Raw genomic sequence first — 22,178 nt, 5'->3', positions numbered from 1 at the left:
CATATCCTCGGTTCACATTCAATGAAATCTAGCAGCACCGCCCTGACCTTGCCAATACTTCAACAACATTTGGGGACGGGCGTTGCGATTGCGCGTATAGACGCTGCCAGCGGCGGCTGTATCAATCAAACCAGTACGGTAACACTTGCCGATGGCAGTCGCTATTTCCTCACTGATGTTACGCACTCCCTAGCCGAGTCGTCTATATTCCAGTGATGAACCAGAACCGCCTAGACCTCTACACCGACTACCTGAGCGTGACGTTTGGTTACGCCACGGCGACAGGCTTATCTCAAATGCTGGATGGTCAAGTCAGCCATGATGCGATCAGCCGCTTCCTGTCCGAACGCGACTACACCTCGAAAGACCTTTGGAAACAGGTCAAAAGTCTCGTCCGTGAGGTTGAATCGGATGATGGGGTTCTCATCATTGATGACACGGTGGAAGAAAAGCCCCATATGGACGAAAACGACCTGATTTGCTGGCATTATGACCACTGCCTAGGACGGAACATCAAGGGCATCAATTTAGTGAACTGCCTCTACCACGCGAACGACACCTCCATTCCGGTTGCGTTTGAACTGGTACGTAAACCACTGCGTTATTGTGACCTCAAAACCCGGCAAGAAAAGCGGTGCAGTGACATCACCAAGAATGAACAGATGCGGGCTATGATTGATGCCACTATCCAGAATCAGGTGAAATTTTCATGGATTCTGACAGACATCTGGTTCGCATCCAGCGAAAACATGGAACACATCAAGCAAACCCGGCACAAGGACTTCATCATGGCACTGAAAAGCAATCGGCTGGTGGCCTTGAGCGAAGCTGCTCGCAAGGAAAAACGTTACACCCGGCTCGACCAACTGGAATGGTCAGAACAACACGCCGTCACGGGCTGGCTGAAGGGGCTGAATTTCCCCGTCAGGCTTGTCCGGCAAGTCTTTACAAACAAGGATGGCAGCAGCGGCATTTTGTATCTGGTCTGTAGCAAGCTGGACGCTGAGTGGGACGAAATCACCTCACTCTACCAAAAACGGTGGAAAGTGGAGGTCTTTCACAAATCGCTCAAGTCCAATGCCGCCTTTGCCAAGTCGCCTGCCCACACACCCAGGACACAAGCCAACCATCTATTTGCCTCGATTGTTGCCGTGTTCAAGATGGAATGTTTGACTGTGAGGAAAAAACTTAACCACTTTGCCCTCAAAGCAAAACTCTACCGCAAAGCCATCAAGGCGGCTTTTGAGGAGTTGCTCGCTTTTCGGGCTACTGCGTAACATCAGTTCCTCAAAATAAATCAGGCGAGTTTGCTTGAAATGTTCGCTGCGGAAGCGGATGGGTTGAATGCAATCCGTGCGAGCGCCAGCCTGAGTGCGCCTGAGTCGCTGGGCTATGGGGTGCAAGGACAACAGGCGTATCTATTGCTGGAATATTTGCCGCTGCAAAATCACGGTGATCAGCCACAGGCGGGTACGCAACTCGCTGCGCTGCACCGTCATACTGCTGCGCAACACGGGTGGTTTCGTAGCAATACCATCGGTGCCAGCCCGCAACGTAATACCCAAACGCATGACTGGGTGCAATTCTGGCAACAGGAACGGCTAGGGTTTCAGCTTGAACGGGCGCGGCGGAATGGTTATCCGCCGCGTTCTTATGAGCAAGGGTTGCGCTTGAAAGAAAGCATCAGCGCATTGTTTATGGATTATCAGCCCGTAGCTTCGTTGTTGCACGGCGATTTGTGGGGTGGGAATCTGGCGTATTTGCCCGATGGCAGCCCGGTGGTGTACGACCCGGCGGTGTATTACGGCGACCGCGAAACCGATCTGGCGATGACTGAGCTGTTTGGCGGGTTTGGGGCGGACTTTTATGCAGCGTATAACGCGGCGTGGGCGTTGGATGCGGGTTATGCGGTGCGCAAGACGCTGTATAACTTGTACCACATTCTTAACCACTTCAACCTGTTTGGCAGTGGTTATGGGGAACAGGCGGCGCGGATGACGGAGAAGCTTTTGGTGGAGATAGGCTAATATTGGCGTAATATCCTATACTCTACTTATCAATTTTACGCCGATATTGTAACACTATGCATAATCGAACCATCACCCAACGCTTGCAACACAAAGCCGCCTCCCGTTTTGGGCGCATTACGGTGTTAACTGGCGCACGCCAAACGGGCAAAACCACACTGGTGCGAGCCTTGTTTCCTGATTACACCTACCTAACCCTGGATGACCCGATCACGCGCCCGGATTACGCCCGTCTGTCGGCGGCGCAATGGCAAGAGCGTTACCCGTTGGTGATTTTGGATGAAGTGCAAAAGTTGCCTGCACTGCTGGATTCCGTCAAAGCAACCTATGACCAATATCCAGATACCCGCTACATCCTGCTGGGGTCTAGCCAGATATTGTTGCTGGAAAAGGTGCAGGAAAGTTTGGCAGGACGCGCCGCTTTAATAGAGCTTTACCCGTTGACGTTACCGGAGCGGCAAACCGCGACTGCCGACGAAGCCATTATTCCGTCGCGGCTGGTGCGTTTGCTCATGGGTGAACCTGCCAGTATTTTGCAGGGCATCCCGCTCACCGATACCCGTTACGCCAAGGCAGAAAATGCGTGGGCGGATTACCTGGAATACGGTGCAATGCCTGCGATTGTGGATAGCAGCGTGGAAAAGTCAGAAAAACGCGAATGGTTACAGGATTACATTCGGACGTACTTGCAGCGCGATGTGCGTGATTTGGGGAATATGCGTGAACTTGAGCCGTTTGTACGGGCACAAAAAGCCCTCGCCGCATTGAGCGGTCAGTTGCTGAATGTCAGCGAGTTGGCAAAACAGGCGGGTATTTCGGCGGTGACGGCGAAACGTTTCATCAGCTATTTGGAAATCAGTTATCAGGCGATTCAGCTTGCGCCGTGGTTTCGCAACCTCCATAAGCGTTTGAGTAAATCCCCCAAGGTACATTTTCTTGACCCCGGCATTCAGCGCGTCTTACTCAACCGCACAGGCACATTCACCGGGCATGAGTTTGAAAGTGCTGTGGTGGCGGAGATTTACAAGCAAATCAAAACGCACGCGCTGGCTGTGGATTGTTTCCATTTGCGCACGGTGGATGGGCGTGAGGTTGACCTGTTGCTGGAGCTGGAAAACGGTTATATCGCCATCGAAGTCAAAATGTCTGCCCATGTGAGTGCTGCCGATGCGCGGCATTTGCATGACTTGGCGGAATTGTTGGATAAGCCATTGTTGCACGCGCTGGTGGTGTCGAATGATCCGCAGGTGCAGCAGTGGGGGAAGGTGATGGCTGTACCTGTGGCGTGGTTATTGGGTTGAGGTGTTTACAATGTTACCTCATGCATCATGCCCGCCTGTTCCAACAGTCGTGCTACCTGTTGCCGGATACTGTGTTGTAAAGCCGCTGCGAATTGCTGTTCTGCCGTGGTGTGCCATGTTTCTTTTGCGCACACGAATGGCAATTGTTCCACGACCTGTTTGCACAGAGCGGTAAGGGTAGCTTGCACCAAAGGACGCGACAAGCCACAGCTTTCTGCAAAATCGGCCAATTGGAATGCCGAGATGTGGGTATCGAAATCATCCCCCAGCGCCATCGCTAATTCCTGTTGGTAGTCGGGGTAGACGGCGATATTCACCAAGTCGTAGTAGGGTGCAGGCTCGATACCCTGTTTGCCGACGAAAAAGCTGATATTTTTGCCGTGAGCATCCCAGTTGCTGATGATGAGGTTGAACAATACCCAGTCCAGCAAGGTTTTACGCGCTAGGGCAGGTGAACGGCATTGGTCACAGAAGACGAATAAGCGCGGCAGGCTTGCGCCCTCGCGAATATTGGCTACGTCGCGGCTGTTGCCGAAATTGCGTTCGTATTTGTATTCGGGCGGCAAATCGAGTACTTGGCAACCGTCAAGCAAATGGCGGCGCAATACCGTATCGCCTTGGCGTTTACGGTCGAAGCGTGTCACCAGCAATGCACGATGTTGCCCAAAACGCCGCAATTCCACTTCAGCAACGTTTAAGCCAACGGCTTTGGCAAGCTGCATCAACAAATATTCATTCAGCACTACATGGTTTTGGTTGGCGGGTTCAAACTTCAGAATATGGGTCGAGCATAACTTGCCTTCACCAAAGGCTAACTCGCCTTGCGTATCGGCTAACACGTTGATTTTGTGTTGTACGCCTGCGACGGATAGGCGGGGTTTGCCATCCCAGACAATCAGGTTGCGGGTGGGCAGGTTGTTGAGGCGTTCCTGCAATTCGGTGGGGGCAATGCGGCGTAAACTGGTCGGTGTCGATGGGGCGTTTTCGGGCAGAAATTGCAATGCGCCGGGGGTATCTGCACCTAATGCGCGGATGATGCCGAAAGTGTTGGCGCGGCTCAGTTGCTGATGTTCCAGCAGGATGTCGAAGCCTTGACCTTCTGGCAGCAAGTTGCGTAAGAAGCGTTGCACTGTTGGATGGCTTGCGACTGAGGTGAGCGGCAAGTGTGGCGAAATCGCAAAGCCGCTTGCCTGCCATGCGGCGGTGTATGCCAGCGTTAATTGCCCCTGTGCGTCGGTTTGCAGAAAACCAATGAGCTGTTCCCCAAGGCAAATCTGTAGGCGGTGTTCATACCCAGTCATCGCTCTCGCCCTCCGCCCACGCTTCCACGGTTAGTATGATGCCTAGCCCGTTTAATACTTGCAGTAATGTGCCGAGTTGTGCGCCGTGGTGTCCGCGTTCCAGCTTGCTTAGGGTGTCTTTGGCAACGCCGAGTAAGGCGGCGGCATCGTCAATGCGTAAGCCTGATTGGGTGCGTTTGGCGCGGATGAACTGCCCTAGCAGTTCGGGAGTGAGTGCGCCGGATTGCTGGGGTGTGGGAAGTGGTGTGAGCGGTCTTGCCATTGTGCGTTACCATTGTTCCTGCTACCCAAGGAATAATAGCGTATGGCGGGCAATATGCAAGGTTGTTCCTGCTAACGCAGGAATAAATGAAAAGATAGGGATTTTATCTTTTTAGATAGTAAGTTGAGTTTGGTTGTTTGGGTGGCAAGACTAAGTAAATAGTTTTAGTATTTTACTTTCAATAACTTGATTGATTTTTCTTTTGACTGGCACACCCTTTGCAGTATCGTAAGCGTAACTAATGACAAGCAAGGAACACACCATGAGCACTGCTGCCACTCCCTACGAAGTCCTCCACGAAGCAGGCCACGCGCCCGTTAAGGCGTGGACAAAAGGCGTGCCTTTCGACGATAACTCCAAAAAGCAATTGCTGAACATTGCGCAGATGCCGTTTATTCACCAATGGGTAGCGGCGATGCCAGACGTGCATTTGGGAAAAGGTGCAACCATTGGCAGCGTGATTCCGACCGTGGGGGCGATTATTCCGGCGGCGGTGGGCGTGGATTTGGGTTGCGGGATGATGGCGGCGAAAACCACGTTGAAAGCCAGCGATTTACCCGATTCCTTGGAGGCGATGCGTAGCAAGATCGAAAAAGTTGTTCCGCATGGGCGTGTGGCGACTCGCGGTAAACGCGATACCGGCAGTTGGGGTGATCCGCCGGATGATGTGCTGGATAAATGGCTGGCGTTGAGTGCGGGTTTCCAGCGTTTGTGCGAGAAGCATCCATTCCTGAAAAACACCAATAACTTGAAGCACTTGGGAACACTGGGTACGGGCAACCATTTCATCGAGGTGTGTCTGGATGAAACCCAAACCGTGTGGGTGATGTTGCACAGCGGGTCACGCGGGGTGGGGAATGCCATCGGTACGCACTTTATCGAGCAGGCGAAAAAGGACATGGAACGCTATTTCATTCACTTGCCGGATAAGGATTTGGCGTACATCCCCGAGGGTAGCCCGCATTTCCGCGACTACGTGGAGGCGGTGGCGTGGGCGCAGGATTTTGCGCAAGCCAACCGCGAGTTGATGATGGCGCGTACTTTGCAGGCGATCCGCGAGGTGTTGCCGATCCCGTTCACGGCGGATGTGGAGGCGGTGAATTGCCACCACAACTACATCAGCCGCGAACACCATTACGGCAAGGATGTGTGGGTGACGCGCAAAGGTGCGGTGAGTGCGCAAAAAGGTCAGCTTGGGATTATTCCGGGCAGCATGGGGGCGAAATCGTTCATCGTGCGCGGGCTGGGTAATGCCGAAAGTTTTTGCAGTTGCAGCCACGGCGCGGGGCGCGTGATGTCGCGTACTGAGGCGAAACGCCGCGTGTCGCTGGATGAACATAAACGCGCTGTTGCCGGGGTGGAATGCCGCGTGGATGAAAGCGTGATCGACGAAACGCCGTCCGCTTATAAGCCGATTGACAAAGTGATGGCGGCGCAGAGCGATTTGGTGGAAGTGCTGCATACGCTGAAGCAGGTGGTGTGTGTGAAGGGGTAAATTTTATTTTTCACTGTATGAACAATAAGCACTTTGTGTGGTCATATATATGGCTTATCATCTAGCACGACAAAAATATTCAAGGAGAAATCAGTAAATGTCCGGGCTTAAACAATTTGCAATGGCGGAAGCACGCCCTCTACCCATTATTGTGTTGGCAGATACCAGCGGCAGTATGGAAGGGGCTGATAAAATTGGTGCATTGAATGCGGCACTTAAAGAGATGATTGATTCTCTTGCTAAAGAAAGTCGTCTACGTGCTGACATTCATGTTGGTATTGTGTCTTTTGGGGGAACAGTCACGCAACATCTTCCACTGACCAGCGCACAGATCATACCTGCATTGCCTGAGTTAAAAGCACATGGTGCAACACCTATGGGAGAAGCTTTCACATTAGTTCATGGTTGGCTGGAAGATAAAAACTTGATTCCGTCGAGGGCTTACCGCCCAGTCATTATTCTCCTTTCCGATGGTCAACCCACTGATGCTTGGGAAGAGCCGTTTAAGCAGTTATGTGCTTCAGATCGAGCGCAAAAAGCAACCCGTTTAGCAATGGCTATCGGTGCAGATGCGGATGAAGTCATGCTCAAGCAATTCATTAACGATAAGGAAGCACCGCTCTTCTACGCCCATAATGCCCATGACATTCACCGCTTTTTCAGGGCAGTGACCATGAGTGTTTCGGCACGTTCCACCAGTCCGAACCCCAATCAAGCTTTGCCGATTGCCCTGTCTATTCCTACGGATGATTTGGATCTCGATTTCTGATGGTATTGAAAGCATTCGGTGCAAGTGTCATAGGGCCTGCTCATCTTCTTAGCCATGCTTCCAATCAGGATGCACTTTCTGTGCGTGGCAGAAAGTGGGGATGGATTACCGCTGTTTGCGATGGCGTAGGTTCTTGTGTGCATAGTGACATTGGGGCAAGAGCTGCAAGTAAGGCTGTTCAGCATACTCTGCGAGAAAACAGAATGCTGATGCCTCATGAGGCGACTAATGCTGATATTCATGCCAAATGGTTACAACACATCAAGCCTTATGCCGTGCATGAAGTAGCCACAACCTGTTTATACGGGCAGGTGTTACCCAGTGGGGAAGCAATCGTGGGGCAATTAGGCGATGGGCTAATTCTGTATCGGGAAAACGGTGTTTTTCATCAATTTACCCCCAATCGCATGGGGTACGGCAATCAAACAGCAGCACTCTGGAAGCAACACGCCCCAGAACAGTGGTTAAACGCACGCTTCACGCTGCAAAAGCCCGGCGATGGGGTGATTCTGATGACGGATGGTATATCCGACGACCTGATCGCTGATGCCTTGCCAGCATTTTTTGAAGTGATTTATCAAACGGCTTTACGCTGTAGCCGCCGTCAGGCAAAACGTTGGCTACAGAAAGAATTGGGCGACTGGGCTACGCCAAAACATGGCGATGACAAAACATTGGCGGCTATTTTCAGGGGATAAGCACAGTGGAAAAAAAGGCGGCTAAAAAGCCAAATCGTACCGTAGTAGATGCTCACGGCTCTCATTACGAGTTAACGGGAAAGTTAGGGGAAGGTGGACAAGGTACGGTTTGTACGACGAACTATCCCAATGTACTGGTGAAAATATCGAAACCACTATCACCAGAAGCGAAACACCGAACAGATGAGCATTTGACATGGCTGATGCGCCAACATCTTGATGCGCTCTATATTGCCCGTCCAGTCGCCCTAATCAATAGCGCCAACCGAAGTGGTTATGTAATGGAGTTAATGGATGGACTGACTCCATTAACCGAAGCTCTAAAAGCCATGCAGGAAGAAGGTGCAGAGGGATTTCTGCGTACCGGAGGGTTACACCGCAGACTGAGATTGTTAGCAAAACTTGCTCGTACACTCGCCAAACTACATGGACGTGGCTTAGCTTATGGTGACTTATCGCCCGCCAATATTTTCGTGTCTAAAGACGTGGAATTTGCGGAGGTGTGGCTGATTGACTGTGACAATATCTCATACCATTCCCGATCCAGTGACATAAAATTATATACCCCTGACTACGGCGCACCCGAAATTCTGAGAGGGATTTCTGGCATTAATACATTCACTGATAGCTGGAGTTTTGCTGTCATTGCTTACCAGTTATTGACAATGAAACACCCGTTAAAAGGTGATCTGGTCAATGACGGAGAACCAGAACTGGAAGAGCAAGCATTACAGGGTGAATTACCGTGGGTAGAGCATCCAGATGATGAACAAAATCAATGTTCCGGCGGAATTCCCAGTGAGCTTGTTTTCACCAAACGATTGAGGGAATTGATGGATCAGTGTTTCCGATTGGGAATGAATGACCCTGACGAACGTCCTAGTCTTGCTGCATGGAGTGAGGCTTTTGATGAGGCATTGACGAGACTACTTGACTGTGAAAATTGCCATAGCACTTTTTATTACAACAAAACCAAGCAATGCCCCTTCTGCGACCATGAACAAGCAAAGCACTCTAGTTTGTTCCTAAAGGAATATTTCTGGCTGCCAGCGGATGTTTTGCCTGAAGGGGCGAATAGCATGACTGATTGTTGGATACCAACTGGGCGCATTTCCGTGATTCAGCAAGGAAGTCGATTGCCCTTTACTCCCATTATGGATAGTTCAATTGAACTAGATTCAGAGCCATTCTGCCATGTCGAGCTTGCAGAGGATGGTTTGTGGATAGAACCATTTATGAAAACACATATTGTTCTACAGCGTGGCAGTACGCTAGTACCGATCAGTCGTAAAACGCCTTTAAAACTAGAGAGCAGTACAAGCACCAACTTTATGTTGCATTTAGGTGATATGACACAAGCACACCCTGTTTGGCGGTTTGTATGGTAAAGCCAATGATTCCAATAAAACCGATGCAACTTGAAGATTTCCCTTGGTTGTCAGAGGACATTCTGACCGTTGATTGTATAGATGATCCTAAGGGGTTTAAAAAAGGTGAAATACGACTCTATCAAAGTGGTAGCCATTGGTACGTCACACAAGACGCTAACACTAAGCGTGTCGAATTCAAACAAGACGTATCGTCGTTGGAAACACTGGGAAGGCGACGGGAAACACTTTGGGTATACCTTAAACGTGATCACAATACATTGTACTTGCAATACTTGAGTGTCATTGAGCGTATTGAGCTTGATCTTCAGATTGGCGTAACAGAAAAAATAGCTGATGATTTGTATAACAAAAAAGCAATTGATCAAGCCAACATCACAAAAGCCTGTGAATGGCTAACGGCAACGTTTTTGCTACCCACAGATGGTAAGCATCGCCTTATTATTGCTTATTTTGATAATGCTACCACCAAGGCTACCACTAAGCAGTTTCTAGCCATTGGCAATGGGTGGCAAATCAACATCAGCAGAGATGATCAACAAGTTTCAGTCAAAAGCCTGACCCGCGTAAGTAAGGAACGTCCGGCGCTATCTTTAATTGAAGGAAAACTTGAGTTCTATGATGCTGGCATTGCCCAACGCTTGCTTGACCCTGCTCAACAGGCGTTGCTGGGTGATGCATTGCGTGACCACGGTAGCTATTTGGCGTTGTGGAAATTGTACAGTGATCGAGAATGGGAACGCGCGAATCAGCAAGCCAGTGAATTGGGCGCTTTGCGGTTCATTAGCAGGAAAGCGCGAGATGGGGAGAAATTGGAATGGCAATTCTTTCCCGAAAGTGCCGAGAAATTCGCAGAGTTTCGAGAGAAATGGAAAACATTGGAACTCAATGGCGCTAATCAGGTTGAAATTTCTAAGGATTCACCTGACTGGGGCGTGACTGAATTAGACTCACCCGAATCTTCACATACTTACGATCCAGATGTTTTTCGTGGGCAGTTATTTTTTGAGCGTGATGGCACAATCACCGTTTATCCCGATGAGCAAAGGAAAAATAAAAGCCCTCCTGACAAGGGATATATTTCGTACTCATTAGCTGGTGAAAAGGCGGTACGTCGTAGACGTGAGCAAGCAAAGGAAGCTATCGACAAAGGGAGAGGATTACCACAATTAACCCATTTACTACATGGTGTAACCGTACCCGTTGTTTCCTATAAAAAGCTCAAAGCCCTTACGGCCTACGCCAAAGAAAGCTTTAAAGGGAAACCTACCGAACGTCAAGCGCAAGCCTTGGATGTTGCTCTCAATACCCCTGACATTGCTCTGATTATTGGCCCGCCGGGTACAGGAAAAACACAAGTGATTGCTGCGCTCCAACGGCGTTTGGCAGAAGAAAATAATGGTGAAAAAATTCAGCATGAAGTATTGATTAGTAGTTACCAGCATGATGCGGTTGATAATGCGCTTAACCGTAGTGATGTGTACGGCTTGCCTGCCATAAAAGTAGGTGGACGTGCTAACCGTAATAATGACACACCTCCCATTACTTTTTGGTGTGATCAACGCCGTGAACAGATGGCGAAAGCACTGGATAAACTTCATCGTGAAGAGCCACATGTGGCTTTGCTTGCTGAATTACAAGGGCTATTCCATGAATTGAAATTGTCTAGCATGGCACCGAGTGTGCGTTATCAGCAATTGGGACATATTTCAGGGATTTTGGAACAACTAGATATCATGAATATTCGCCTGCCTAGTGATATTCGGCACGATTGGGCGACCTACACTAAGCCTAGGCAGGCTGATATGCACGTAGAAAGCAGAAATGCTGATGTTGAATTACTACGTCGAGTAAGAGCGTTACGAGTTACGCCTATCAGTTTTGCGGATGATGGTGCTGAACGCGCCTACGATTTGGTCAGTTTGCTACAGCGTAAAAAAATGAAGTTAGAATCGGAAGAGCAAGCATTGCTAAATACCGCTGCTGACCAATCCATTCTGGCGGATGAATCTTACGCCCAACTACGAACCCTGAAAAATACGCTGTTAGATCGATTTATTGCCGATTATCGCCCTCCTGAAATCAGGAATCATTTGGAAGCAGAGGGCGTTGCCATTCTGCGACGGATGGAAGATTCACTGCGCGAAAGGACGGCAACATCACGTAAGGGAATTGCCGCCGTTGTCAGCCGTTATTATGAAGCTTTAGCGTATTCTCCCAAAGAAACGGAACGAGCAGTGAAAGCCTACTCCGCTATTGTTGGTGCAACTTGTCAACAGTCTGCTGGCGAACAGATGAAAGGTTTGAAGTCCCTTTCTGGTCTTGATGATACAATGGGTATTCAGTTTGAAACAGTGGTGATTGATGAAGCGGCTAGAGCTAATCCGCTTGACCTATTCGTGCCAATGGCAATGGCACGCCGCCGTATTGTATTGGTTGGAGATGATCGTCAGCTACCCCATTTACTAGAACCTGAAGTAGAAAAAGAAATAGTAGAACAACATGAACTGACAAAAAGACAGAGTGATGCATTAAAACAGAGCTTGTTTGAGCGTTTGCGGCAGCAATTTGTGGAAATGGAAAAGAAGGATGGTATTCGCAGGGTTGTCATGTTGGATAGACAGTTCCGTATGCATCCACTATTGGGAGACTTCATCAGCCAGAATTTTTACGAATCTGAGGGTATGGATGTGCTGAAGTCGGGTCGTCCCGCTGAAGATTTCGTTCACCAATTACCCGGTTATGCCGGAAAAGTGGCGGCTTGGATTGATGTGCCATTAGATGATGGTGGGGAATCTCGTCATAAAACCAGCCGTATCCGAGAAGCAGAAGCGGAGATTATTGCAAGGGAAACCAAACGTTTGCTAGATGCTACTGGTGATGCTGCATCTATCGGGGTCATCACCTTTTACAGCGCCCAACGCGATTTGATTCTGGAAAAATTGGCTCGGCTTGGTGTGGTTGAAAACGGAGAAATCACGCCAGAATACAGCCGTAACCGTCATGGCGAGGAACGCTTGCGGGTCGGCACTGTGGATGCTTTCCAAGGCAAAGAATTTGACGTGGTGTTGCTGTCGATTGTTCGTGCCAGCAAAAAAGCCATACCAACGAATGCAGAAATGGAAAAACGGGAAGCAGCACTTAACAGCAAATACGGGCATTTGCGCCTAAGTAATCGCATGAATGTGGCAATGAGTCGTCAGCGTAATTTGCTGATTACTGTCGGAGCCATCGCTATGGCGAATACGCAAGAAGCTAAAGAAGCCGTACCCGCCCTTCACAACTTTTTGACATTGTGCGGAGGTCAACATGGCTGCATTCTCTAAACGGTACTTGCGCTTTGGTAAGAAAAATCTGCGTAATGATGAAGTTCATGTGTTATGGCCGATATATGTTTATCGTGTTATGTACCCTGTTCCCAAAGCTAAACCTCTCAATTTATTTCAAGAGGCAATCCTTGGCTTGTGTCGCGCTCAATGCACTGATCGCCAAGAAATTAGCCGTTTATTGGACATTGACCATGAGTTGGTTGCCTATATTATTATCGAACTAAGGGCGCAAGGCTGGTTAAATGACAAAGGGAAAATCACTAGGCAGGGGGAGAATATGTTGGATGAAGATCGTGGTCGAAAAGGTGAACTTTCGGTATCAAGATCAGAGTCCTCTCAGCAAGAATTAAAAATGGGTTATGCTTTTTGGGATACTATTAGCCAAAAGTGGTTGCCACGTTTTATGTCTGTTTTGCCGGAGATTGAGCCACCCGAAGAAAAAAATGGCTTTCCTTCTTTTGTCATGAATCGTGAGAGCGGTAAGACAATAAGTCCTTACCAACTTCACGGCGATATTCTGAATTTGAAAAATATCAATGATAAAGTCAAACAGCAACTATTCGATGCGCATCGTATTTATCAGTTAGATATACATCATGCTAAACAATTAAAGCTGAATGATGATTTTTCACGAGAACAAGAAGTTCACATGGGCAGCATTGAATTTGTCAGTGATCAGCCTGACCCAATGTATCTATGGGTTTCCATTTTTCGTAACCCAAATGCAGACGAGCTATGGTCAATACGTGATCCCTTCGAGATTCGCATCAATGCCTCATGGTTACGTAAATCACTTCTAGAAGTAATCAATCGTGAAAAAGGGTTAATCACGAAATTGAGCAAACTCATTGGTGAACCGCAACCCGAAAAACAGACGGCAGAACAATGGCTAACCCTGTTGGATGAACGCATTCGCATGGAAATGTTGCTGGAATATCCTTATCTGGAAAAACATCCTGATATTGCCCGTTACATGACTGCCTTAAAACGCCGCCAAGCGAAAGTACAGGATGGCATAGCAAATGATGAAGAAATTGACAGTTTACTGAGTGATGCCCAAAAACTTATTGAAAGCGTTTTAAAGTGGATGTTAAAACGGTGGATTATTGATATACGACGACTGCCTGACTATAACAAACCGCCCAGCAAGCAGCAGTTGATGCGGATTTATCACGCAATAGAGCTTGATGCACTTTCAGATAATGTAATTGAGAGCTTATCTCGGCAAAATTATGGTGCAATTCATGATGTTTTACGTAAGCGTGAAAATTCAACTTCATCTATGAAGGCGTTATTGTGTGGGGTTAGCTTAACGACTTCTGAGAATTCTGATCATCCATTTAAACAACTGGATGAAAACACATTAAGTTTTTCTCTCTTACTTGAGCTTGCTGATATGAGAAATAAAGCAGGTCATGCATCAGGATATAAATTCGATAAGCAGGAAGTGCTTAATGCTTGTGATTTCGCAATTCAGTGGACAACTAACTTTAAGGAATGGTTCTAATGGCTAAGCACAAACCACAACAAAAGAATAAATTTTCTAACAATACACCGCCCACCGCCACAGCATCTAATTCTCCATCCTTGAAGCCTGTCGTGCCAAAAGTAGCAGCCACAATAGAGAGCGCTAAAAGTTTGGGAATTCTAGTGAATCAAGACCTGAAATTTGATGAGGCTTTGGTTGATCAGTTTTCAAAAGCACTACCTGCACAAGAACATGATGCTCTACGAGCATGGCTTGAGCAGTTTGCAACTTTAGGAAAGGCAATAAAAGATAAAATCACTGAAGTAGAGAATAAACAGAGGCAACTTGAGGACGAGCAACTTGACTTACTAGAAAAACACGATGCTTTAAAAAAAGACGGCGAGATTTTTACTAAAGAATTTGCCGAGTTAAATCCAAAACTTGAAGAATATAAAGTAGCTAATGCAAAACTAATAAACCGTGAGCGTGAACTTGAAGAACGTGAGTCAGAAGCACGTAATGGATTTGCCAATCAAAACGAAATTAGTTTAAAAAGTCTCAGAGAGAACATGAAATCACTAGAGCAACAACGGGATAGCATCAAGCGTGATATTGAGAGGGCAGATAGACAACTAACAGATTCACAACAAAAAAAGGACGAAGAACTACATCAGCGTGAGTTGGAGATTTCAGCTAAGCAGTTAGAACTTTCTAGGACAGAAAGTCGCTTGCAACGGAAGTTAAGCGAAGCTGATAGAGAACTGGAACATTATAAAGAAGAATTGAACAAGCAATTTGAAATTGATTCTCGGCGATGGGAAGAAAAAATTGCACAAGCTAATCGTCGTGCTGAAGCAGCATTTGCTCAGTCTAATGAGGCGGAAAAGCGACTATATGAATATAGAGACTTGATAAATGAATTGAATGGTCGTGATCCTCAATCATTGCTGAATGAGTTAGAAGAGTTACGTCAAGAAAAACGTCATTTGCAAACACAGCTCAATAATAGTGATGTTGGTTCTTTGGAGTCTGAAAATGATGGTTTAAAAAGCAGGATTCAGAATCTTGAATCACGTTTGCGCGAGGTCGAACCTGACTTGGAACACGCGAGGAGTGAGTTAAGCCGTCAACGTATTGGTGTAGCCGAAAAGCAAGGTTTAGTTGAAGAAAAAAAAGTATTGGAAAAACATAAGCAAGTGTTAACAGCACATGTGAATGAGCTATCGAATAAGATTGACCAGCTTACTGATGCCCAGAAATCCCAAACACCATTTCCTGCTTTGGACAATATGGACAAAACAGAAAGATTCCAAGTTAAACTACATTTGGATGAAGTCTCCGACCTGAAAATTTTTGCGCCAGAGTTACAACGCCGTATTGCCTACGCAGAAAGAGGCGTATATCTAAACTACAAACTGGAAGATATTCAAATTTTGCTGGGTGGGCTGGCAATGAGTCAATTGCATGTCTTTCAGGGTATCAGCGGCACGGGTAAAACAAGTTTAGCAAAAGCCTTCGCAAAGGCAATGGGCGGGCATTGTACAGACATAGCAGTACAAGCAGGTTGGCGTGATCGTGATGATTTATTGGGCCATTACAATGCGTTCGAGAAGCGTTTTTATGAAAAAGATTGTTTGCAAGGACTTTATCGCGCACAAACACCAGCGTATGACGATTGCTGCAACATTATTCTACTTGATGAAATGAACCTTTCGCGTCCCGAACAATACTTTGCTGAATTCCTATCTGCCTTGGAAAAAAATGATCCTAAAGAGCGTCTAATTACGCTTATGGAATCCAGCATGGAAAATGCACCCAAACGGTTAGTCGAAGGTCGAAAAATTCGTGTCCCGCAAAACGTTTGGTTCATCGGTACTGCTAACCATGATGAAACAACCAGCGAACTCGCTGATAAAACTTATGATCGTTCGCATATCATGACCTTGCCAAGACATGAGTCCAACACAAAGCTGGAAAAAATAGATGCTCAACGCTTTTCTTATGCTTCTTTGCATAAGCGTTTTAAGGAAGCAATCAAAGTGCATGAAAAAGAAGTTACGGATCTATTAGAGGAACTCACTACCGGATCGCTGACTACCGCTTTGGAAGAAAAGTTCAACTTCGGCTGGGGTAATCGTTTTGAACGCCAAGCTAAACAATTTATTCCTGTCGTCATGGCGGCTGGTGGCAGCAAAGAAATGGCATTGGATCACCTACTGGCTACCCGTGTGTTTCGCAATGGCAAAGTAACTGGGCGTTATGATGCGAATATTGATGATCTTAGTCATGTTGAAAAAGCATTGAATGACACATGGAAAAGCTGGAAAACGCCACCAACAAAATGCCTTGAGGTATTAGAGCAAGACCGTAATCGCAAGGAACGTGGGGCATGAAGTGGCGTGATCGGCTCACGAACAAGGAATTAACAGTGCCACTCTCTGTGATGGAGTCAGGTCGTTATCGCCTAACTAAGCCTGCAATATGTAATCATCATACACCGCTTGCAGCAGGTGACGTTGTATTCTCCGATGGCAGCAAAACCTGTGATATAGATAATATTACGCTTCCTATCGAACAAATCAATTGCATAGAAGATCAGGCGCAACAGGGATTATTTGCAGATGCAGTAATCACTATTCAACGTTTAATACGGGAAACACCTAATGCTATGGTTTCCCCGTTACTACCTTCTACCTTAATCAGTGACAGTTCAAATCCCAATCAATTGGAAGTATTGTTACAACAAACGTTAGAGGCGGGGCATTTGCATCATATCGCCCAGCACCCAAGGCTGGATTTGCGATATGAAGAAGCGATTACGCCAGTTAGTCGAGCAAGACGTTTAGCAAATGATACGCTCAAACATCTCGCTTCACATTCAGAATGTTGGCAACGCCGTACTTTGACAGGGGTTATACCACGTAAGGTATTGGCACGCTTCAGTGAAGATGACTACGGCATCTATGAAAACCGTTTGTATGCTCGTTTACTCGACCGCCTAGAGCGGCATCTGCGGATACGATTGTCGCGTCTTATTGCTTTGCAGGATGAATTGGAGCAAGCACTAAATTTTCAACAGTCAGAATCCGTGCATCACCGTCTAAGTTTTGCCATTTGTGAGCTATGGGGGCAAACGTTCGATCCTGAACAAACAGATATTCAATTGAAGGCAAGTAAGGAAATACGGAAAATATTAGAAAAAGAATTGCGGGATATACAAGGTTTAAAACAACAGGGTTTATATCCACTGATTTCTCGTGCTGTACAAGTCAGTGGGCAGATACACCGCACCAATATTTTAGGGCATGACCCACATTATCGTCATTTGCCACCACTGTGGGAAGAAAGCCAACGAGAAATTCAAGCAGCGGCGACTAAACCAAAAGATGTATTTGCTAAGGAGCGCGAACTACACGATGCTTATAGCGATTATGTCGGTTTGGTCATGAAACACGCCTTACAACGCTATGGCATAGACAATGAAACCTTGAGATTTCAATGCGGGAGTCAAAAGGTTACGCTTATGCAACAAGGTGACGAATGGCATCTTACCTGTACAAATGGCTCGACTTTACAGCTAGTTCCTTGGGTGCATTATTTTTCATTGCCGGAACTTACTTCTTTACCTAATCACCGTGTAATTTGTTGGGCGGGACTGGATGAGCGCAAACAACTTCAACGTTACACCCCCTTATCAGGAACTGTTCCTATCTCACCGCTAGATCTCTATGTCGTGGAACGTATGGGCTGTGTGTTAGATGAATGGCTAATTCAACAGCAACTCAACGATTATGCAGGGATGAAAGTAAAGGATGTGAATACGTTTGTTCATTGTCCCGTATGCCAAACAGCCGGACAAATCACTGAGCAAGCAGATGGCTTTGCAGCTTCGTGTAATGAATGCGGTACGAAATGGTACTTAAACAATCAAGGTTATCGGCAAGTTATAGAGGAAAGCACTAGCTTTCAACAAGTTGGCAGGCGAAACCTTAAGTTGACAGGCGCAACCTTAAGTTGACTATCCTTCCTAAAAACACTAAAGCTGAACTCCCATCTTGGAAGAAAAAGGTACTGCAAGCAGTTGGGTAGAAAAACCATTCAACCGCGAGCTGATGATGGCGCGTACTTTGCAGGCGATCCGCGAGATGTTGCCGATCCCGTTCACAGCGGACGTGGAGGCGGTGAATTGCCACCACAACTACATCAGCCGCGAACACCATTACGGCAAGGATGTGTGGGTGACGCGCAAAGGCGCGGTGAGTGCGCAAAAAGGTCAGCTTGGGATTATTCCGGGCAGCATGGGGGCGAAATCGTTCATCGTGCGCGGGCTGGGTAATGCCGAAAGTTTTTGCAGTTGCAGCCACGGCGCGGGGCGCGTGATGTCACGCACTGAGGCAAAACGCCGCGTGTCGCTGGATGAGCATAAACGCGCTGTCGCGGGGGTGGAATGCCGCGTGGATGAGACGGTGATTGATGAAACCCCGTCGGCTTACAAGCCGATTGATAAGGTGATGGCGGCGCAGAGCGATTTGGTGGAAGTGCTGCATACGCTGAAGCAGGTGGTGTGTGTGAAGGGGTGATGCTAAGTTTGCCGTCCTATAAAACCGGAATGCCCCAATAATGGGGCATGTGCTCTAACTGTCTCCCCCTCAGAATATAAAAAATGGTGGAGGAGTCCGGGATTGCTCTTTTTCTGATGTTTTAGCATCAAAGTAATCATACAATATCAGTTTGTATAAAAAGGAGTCAAGTAGATGACTATATTGTTGTCTTGGGTGGGCATTGATACACATGGAGCTGCTTCAGTTTATATTGCTAGTGATAGCCGTATATCTTGGGGGTGTTCTCAGCAGTGGGATGTAGGCAGAAAGGTATTTGCATCTAAAACAAGCCCTGAAATATTTGGTTATTGTGGAGATGTTTCTTTCCCTATACAAATTTTAGGGCAGTTAGTTGAGTTGATTGATACGGGTTGTTTATTTGAGAAAAATGATTCATATGAGGTAAAGTTGAATAAAGTAGTAAAGAAAATCGAAAGCAGTTATCGTGAGCGCCCTGTAATACAGCGTGGGGTTTTTCATATTATTTATGCCACTAGAATTAATGACAGAATGAATTCAATATTTTATGTCACTCAAATATCAGGCAATTCCAAAGGGCATATTACATATAAAAAATTTAATTTCAAAGACAAGTCGCATGTGGTGGTTGCATTAGGTAGTGGACAGAAATACTTTGAGTCTTGGCATGAGAAGTGGGTTGGCAAAGTAAAAGAAGATCCACATGAGAGTGGAAGAAGTAGCAGAAATGTTTTTAGTGCTTTTTGTGATTCACTTAAGGCTGGTGAAGATAAAATGAGTGGAGGGTCTCCTCAGTTGATTGGATTATATAGAGTTGGTACAGCAAAAAGTTTTGGCATTATCTACGAAAATAATCGTTATTTAAATGGAATGCGACTTGATAGTATAACAAGCATTAATAATGTTGAATGGAGAAATATTCTATTTGAGCGGTGCTGCGGTCATACAATGAAAATTCTAGGAAAAGCACAACGACAGCCAAAATTGATGCATATTGAAGAACCAAATTAATCATGAATTGCGCAAATATTCCAACTCTGCTTCGAGTTCGCCGGGGTCGTAGTTAACCACTGGAATATCGCGTTTGGCGCATTCTTCGTAAAAGCGATAGCGGTCTACGCCTGCAAACTCGCAAGCAAATCCAGCGGATATTTTCCCTGCATGAAACAGTGCAATGCCCGCTTCCAGCTTGATTTGCTTTTCCAGTTCGGGAAGCATGTCACGCCCGAAATCTTCGGGTATCTCCAGTATAATTTGCATGTTGAACACCTGTATTTGCGTTTCCATACTCCATCATAACGTGAGATTTCCGCATGACCTACCAAGAATTCTACGACCACATCGACTGCCGTTTCCCCTACCACGACACCGCCGCATGGCAGCAACTCATTACGCAATCCCTAGAAATCGGTGGCGATGCGCCGTTTCTGGTGCTGCATGAAATTTGCCGCTTGCCTACATCCGTCACCCTGAACCTTGAGCAGCACTTAGCGATGTATGCCTACTGGAAAGCGGCGTTTTCTCACCCCATGCAAGACATCGTTGAACCCGCGAGTTTGGCATTGATTCAACGACAGTTTTTGAGCGATGCGGAAGTTATTCACATCATGGAGCAATTGCGTGCTTACCCCCAGCAATATTCTGCGCTGCAAGTGGCATTGTCTGCGTGTGCTGATGAGCAGGGTTTGGTCGATGCGAAATACGAGGAAATTGTCAGTGAGTGGCAGCGGTTGTGATAATGCTATACTGTGACGAAACCATCAGAACTAGGAATATCCAGCAATGTCGTTTCTGAATCAATCACTTGTCATGATTTCACGGAGGTTCGTATGAGAATCCGCGCTATCCACACCTACGAGTTTGGGGCATTGGGGACGCAAAGCTTCGATTTTCGTGACAGTTGGAGTGATGAAACGGCAATCCGTATCTTATTGAGTGGCGCAAATGGCTGCGGCAAATCTACGCTATTACGCGGCATTGCCATGTTGTGGAGTGCTTTCGGCTACTGGCTACACAACCGCAAATTTCTTCCAGCAAACAGTATGGAAAATCAATGGCTGCAACGTTGGGGAGGAATAGCATTGGTATTGGAGGCATTACCTTTTTCGGATACCTCAACACTGTTATTGTTTTGGGGGCAGTCCGGTACTTGGGTAGGGGAGCTAATTGACCAACATAAAGATGCTACGGTTATTGGGCAAATCAATACAACATCTTTTCATTGGTCTCAAAATATTGTTTGGTTAAACGAGTGGACACGGGCGCGGCAAAAAATGCTGGTTTCGCCCCAGCCGAGTGAATCCCCGAACATTATGTTTCTGGATGCCGAAGAACGCCGTTGGGTGACACCAAAACATGGATTGGGTGAGATCAAATCGGAAAATATGGAACAACGCTGGCTAAGTAGTTACCGCGCTACCGAAAACTGGGATGGACAAGTCGAGTCCGCCTTATTAGGGATGAAAATCGCCTCGGAAGAACGTTTCAGCAAGCTAGTCGATCACATGAACAGTTTCCTGTCAGGCAAAGAAATTCTCAAAGAAGTGATCCTCGGCGAAAACCGTTTGCGCGTCCAACTTGAATGGCAGTACCCACGGTATTGACGAACTGTCATCCGGTGAACACCAAGTCTTGATCCAGCTTTACATGGTAGATCGCTGGATGGAACGTGGTGGCATTGTGATGATTGACGAACCCGACCTCTACTTGCACCCCTCCCTCATTTCCGGCTTTCTCGCCCAACTGGAAAACATGGTGGCTGAACGCGATGGGCAACTCATCATTACCTCCCACGTTCCTGATGTGTGGAGTCGTTATGAAGCCATCGGTCAGCGGGTCTTGCTGGGCATGGGAACAACGCTGGGTCATCGCTATTGCGGGCAATAAACGACAAGTATTGGAAATACTGGATGCTGAACCCACATGGCTTGGCTTGGCTTGGTCGATCGCGATACGTGGGATCAACCAACCATTGACCAGCAGGCTCAAGCCCTACCCAATTTACTGGTATTGAACCGTTGGTGCATGGAAAACTATCTGATCAATCCCACAGAGCTTTGGCAAGCCTTACCGCCCCGTCAGCAATCTGTTATTGCCGGAGGTGAAGCCGATTTCACGCAGAATATTCTTGGAAAATTGCCAGAATACGTGCGACATGGCGTATTGTGGCAAGTGATTACGCCGCTATGGTCTGGTCTACGCGCACGTGGTTTCAAGGAAGCACTCGCCGCCGAAAGCAGTGTTGCGACTGCACAAGATGATGGGGAAATTCGCCGTGTTTTGGAGGATTGGGATCAATTACTAGAACCACAACGTATCATTGATGACTTTCAGCAATGTTTAAGCGAAGTCCAACAGCTTTCCCAAGCTGAGCAACTGGCGCGTTGGGTACACGGTAAAACTTTCTGGAAACACGTTGTGCATCCGTACATGAACAACGTATTCGGGCAAATGCCTGAAATCAAAAGTAAAAAGATGTTATTTGAGAGGCTATTGTTGCCCGATGATTTAGGAGTGTTAATGCAACGTTTGCACTGTTGATGAGCAGGGTGTGGTCGATG

21 protein-coding genes are annotated in these 22,178 nt (G+C 47.1%); 18 read left to right on the top strand and 3 right to left on the bottom strand.

Going from position 1 to position 22,178, the window contains the following annotated elements:
* Positions 1 to 21 precede the first annotated feature (21 nt).
* The 4 genes from HMY34_RS07890 to HMY34_RS07875 are packed head-to-tail and all read left to right on the top strand — an operon-like array spanning position 22 to position 3,328.
* Positions 22 to 216, top strand: coding sequence for a hypothetical protein (locus HMY34_RS07890; protein ID WP_202718707.1), 195 nt, complete (start codon positions 22 to 24; stop codon positions 214 to 216).
* Entirely contained in the window at positions 216 to 1,277 is a 1,062-nt protein-coding gene (locus HMY34_RS07885; protein WP_202716024.1) for an IS701 family transposase, read from the top strand. Before HMY34_RS07890 ends, HMY34_RS07885 begins: the two co-directional genes overlap by 1 nt.
* A 15-nt stretch (positions 1,278 to 1,292) precedes the next feature.
* Complete coding sequence (locus tag HMY34_RS07880; RefSeq protein ID WP_228288045.1) at positions 1,293 to 2,027, top strand: fructosamine kinase family protein; 735 nt, start codon at positions 1,293 to 1,295, stop codon at positions 2,025 to 2,027.
* Between the two features lie 56 nt (positions 2,028 to 2,083).
* Positions 2,084 to 3,328 carry an ATP-binding protein gene (locus tag HMY34_RS07875; protein ID WP_202718705.1) on the top strand — a complete coding sequence of 415 codons (1,245 nt, stop codon included), beginning with the start codon at positions 2,084 to 2,086 and terminating at the stop codon, positions 3,326 to 3,328.
* Positions 3,329 to 3,333: 5 nt separating this feature from the next.
* Here the strand turns inward: HMY34_RS07875 and HMY34_RS07870 are convergent, their stop codons facing one another.
* On the bottom strand, positions 3,334 to 4,629 hold the full coding sequence (locus tag HMY34_RS07870; protein WP_202718704.1) for a HipA domain-containing protein: 1,296 nt from the start codon (positions 4,627 to 4,629) through the stop codon (positions 3,334 to 3,336).
* Positions 4,616 to 4,891, bottom strand: coding sequence for a helix-turn-helix domain-containing protein (locus tag HMY34_RS07865; protein WP_202718703.1), 276 nt, complete (start codon positions 4,889 to 4,891; stop codon positions 4,616 to 4,618). Before HMY34_RS07865 ends, HMY34_RS07870 begins: the two co-directional genes overlap by 14 nt.
* A gap of 262 nt (positions 4,892 to 5,153) precedes the next feature.
* Between HMY34_RS07865 and HMY34_RS07860 the strand changes: the two genes are divergently transcribed.
* From HMY34_RS07860 to HMY34_RS07815, 10 genes are all read left to right on the top strand, one after another.
* Positions 5,154 to 6,386 carry an RtcB family protein gene (locus tag HMY34_RS07860; RefSeq protein WP_202718702.1) on the top strand — a complete coding sequence of 411 codons (1,233 nt, stop codon included), beginning with the start codon at positions 5,154 to 5,156 and terminating at the stop codon, positions 6,384 to 6,386.
* A 97-nt stretch (positions 6,387 to 6,483) separates the two neighbouring features.
* Complete coding sequence (locus tag HMY34_RS07855; RefSeq protein WP_202718701.1) at positions 6,484 to 7,155, top strand: vWA domain-containing protein; 672 nt, start codon at positions 6,484 to 6,486, stop codon at positions 7,153 to 7,155.
* Entirely contained in the window at positions 7,155 to 7,853 is a 699-nt protein-coding gene (locus tag HMY34_RS07850) for a PP2C family serine/threonine-protein phosphatase (RefSeq protein ID WP_202718700.1), read from the top strand. The genes HMY34_RS07855 and HMY34_RS07850 overlap by 1 nt, the downstream gene beginning before the upstream one ends.
* Positions 7,854 to 7,858: 5 nt before the next feature.
* Positions 7,859 to 9,241 (top strand): serine/threonine protein kinase, encoded by a 1,383-nt coding sequence (locus HMY34_RS07845; RefSeq protein ID WP_202718699.1) that lies wholly within the window; start codon positions 7,859 to 7,861, stop codon positions 9,239 to 9,241.
* 5 nt (positions 9,242 to 9,246) lie between these two features.
* A complete protein-coding gene (locus HMY34_RS07840) occupies positions 9,247 to 12,567 on the top strand; it encodes a DEAD/DEAH box helicase (protein WP_202718698.1) in 3,321 nt (1,106 codons plus the stop codon).
* Complete coding sequence (locus HMY34_RS07835) at positions 12,551 to 14,077, top strand: hypothetical protein (protein WP_202718697.1); 1,527 nt, start codon at positions 12,551 to 12,553, stop codon at positions 14,075 to 14,077. The genes HMY34_RS07840 and HMY34_RS07835 overlap by 17 nt, the downstream gene beginning before the upstream one ends.
* Positions 14,077 to 16,431, top strand: a complete 2,355-nt coding sequence (locus HMY34_RS07830; RefSeq protein WP_202718696.1) for an AAA family ATPase — start codon at positions 14,077 to 14,079, stop codon at positions 16,429 to 16,431. Before HMY34_RS07835 ends, HMY34_RS07830 begins: the two co-directional genes overlap by 1 nt.
* Entirely contained in the window at positions 16,428 to 18,056 is a 1,629-nt protein-coding gene (locus HMY34_RS07825; RefSeq protein ID WP_202718695.1) for a DUF2357 domain-containing protein, read from the top strand. The genes HMY34_RS07830 and HMY34_RS07825 overlap by 4 nt, the downstream gene beginning before the upstream one ends.
* Positions 18,057 to 18,093: 37 nt before the next feature.
* On the top strand, positions 18,094 to 18,618 hold the full coding sequence (locus tag HMY34_RS07820) for an RtcB family protein (protein ID WP_323127463.1): 525 nt from the start codon (positions 18,094 to 18,096) through the stop codon (positions 18,616 to 18,618).
* 174 nt (positions 18,619 to 18,792) lie between these two features.
* The gene (locus HMY34_RS07815) at positions 18,793 to 19,629 is read left to right on the top strand and encodes a hypothetical protein (protein ID WP_202718694.1); all 837 of its coding nucleotides are present in this window, start codon (positions 18,793 to 18,795) and stop codon (positions 19,627 to 19,629) included.
* Here the strand turns inward: HMY34_RS07815 and HMY34_RS07810 are convergent, their stop codons facing one another.
* Positions 19,630 to 19,878: a UPF0175 family protein gene (locus HMY34_RS07810; protein WP_202718693.1), complete on the bottom strand. Its 249-nt coding sequence runs from the start codon at positions 19,876 to 19,878 to the stop codon at positions 19,630 to 19,632.
* Between the two features lie 53 nt (positions 19,879 to 19,931).
* Here HMY34_RS07810 and HMY34_RS07805 point away from each other — a divergent pair, with 53 nt between their 5' ends.
* The 4 genes from HMY34_RS07805 (at position 19,932) to HMY34_RS07790 (ending at position 22,158) form a co-directional block, all read left to right on the top strand.
* Positions 19,932 to 20,354 carry a hypothetical protein gene (locus HMY34_RS07805; RefSeq protein ID WP_202718692.1) on the top strand — a complete coding sequence of 141 codons (423 nt, stop codon included), beginning with the start codon at positions 19,932 to 19,934 and terminating at the stop codon, positions 20,352 to 20,354.
* A 93-nt stretch (positions 20,355 to 20,447) separates the two neighbouring features.
* Entirely contained in the window at positions 20,448 to 21,221 is a 774-nt protein-coding gene (locus tag HMY34_RS07800) for a P-loop NTPase family protein (protein WP_202718691.1), read from the top strand.
* The gene (locus tag HMY34_RS07795; protein WP_202718690.1) at positions 21,196 to 21,504 is read left to right on the top strand and encodes an AAA family ATPase; all 309 of its coding nucleotides are present in this window, start codon (positions 21,196 to 21,198) and stop codon (positions 21,502 to 21,504) included. Before HMY34_RS07800 ends, HMY34_RS07795 begins: the two co-directional genes overlap by 26 nt.
* A gap of 36 nt (positions 21,505 to 21,540) precedes the next feature.
* Positions 21,541 to 22,158 carry a hypothetical protein gene (locus tag HMY34_RS07790; protein WP_202718689.1) on the top strand — a complete coding sequence of 206 codons (618 nt, stop codon included), beginning with the start codon at positions 21,541 to 21,543 and terminating at the stop codon, positions 22,156 to 22,158.
* Positions 22,159 to 22,178 lie beyond the last annotated feature (20 nt).

The sequence above is a fragment of the Thiothrix subterranea genome, from assembly GCF_016772315.1.
GTDB classification, from domain to species: domain Bacteria; phylum Pseudomonadota; class Gammaproteobacteria; order Thiotrichales; family Thiotrichaceae; genus Thiothrix; species Thiothrix subterranea.
The sequence above is the reverse complement of the archived record's forward strand: the minus strand, read 5'-3'. Positions and strand labels throughout refer to the sequence as shown.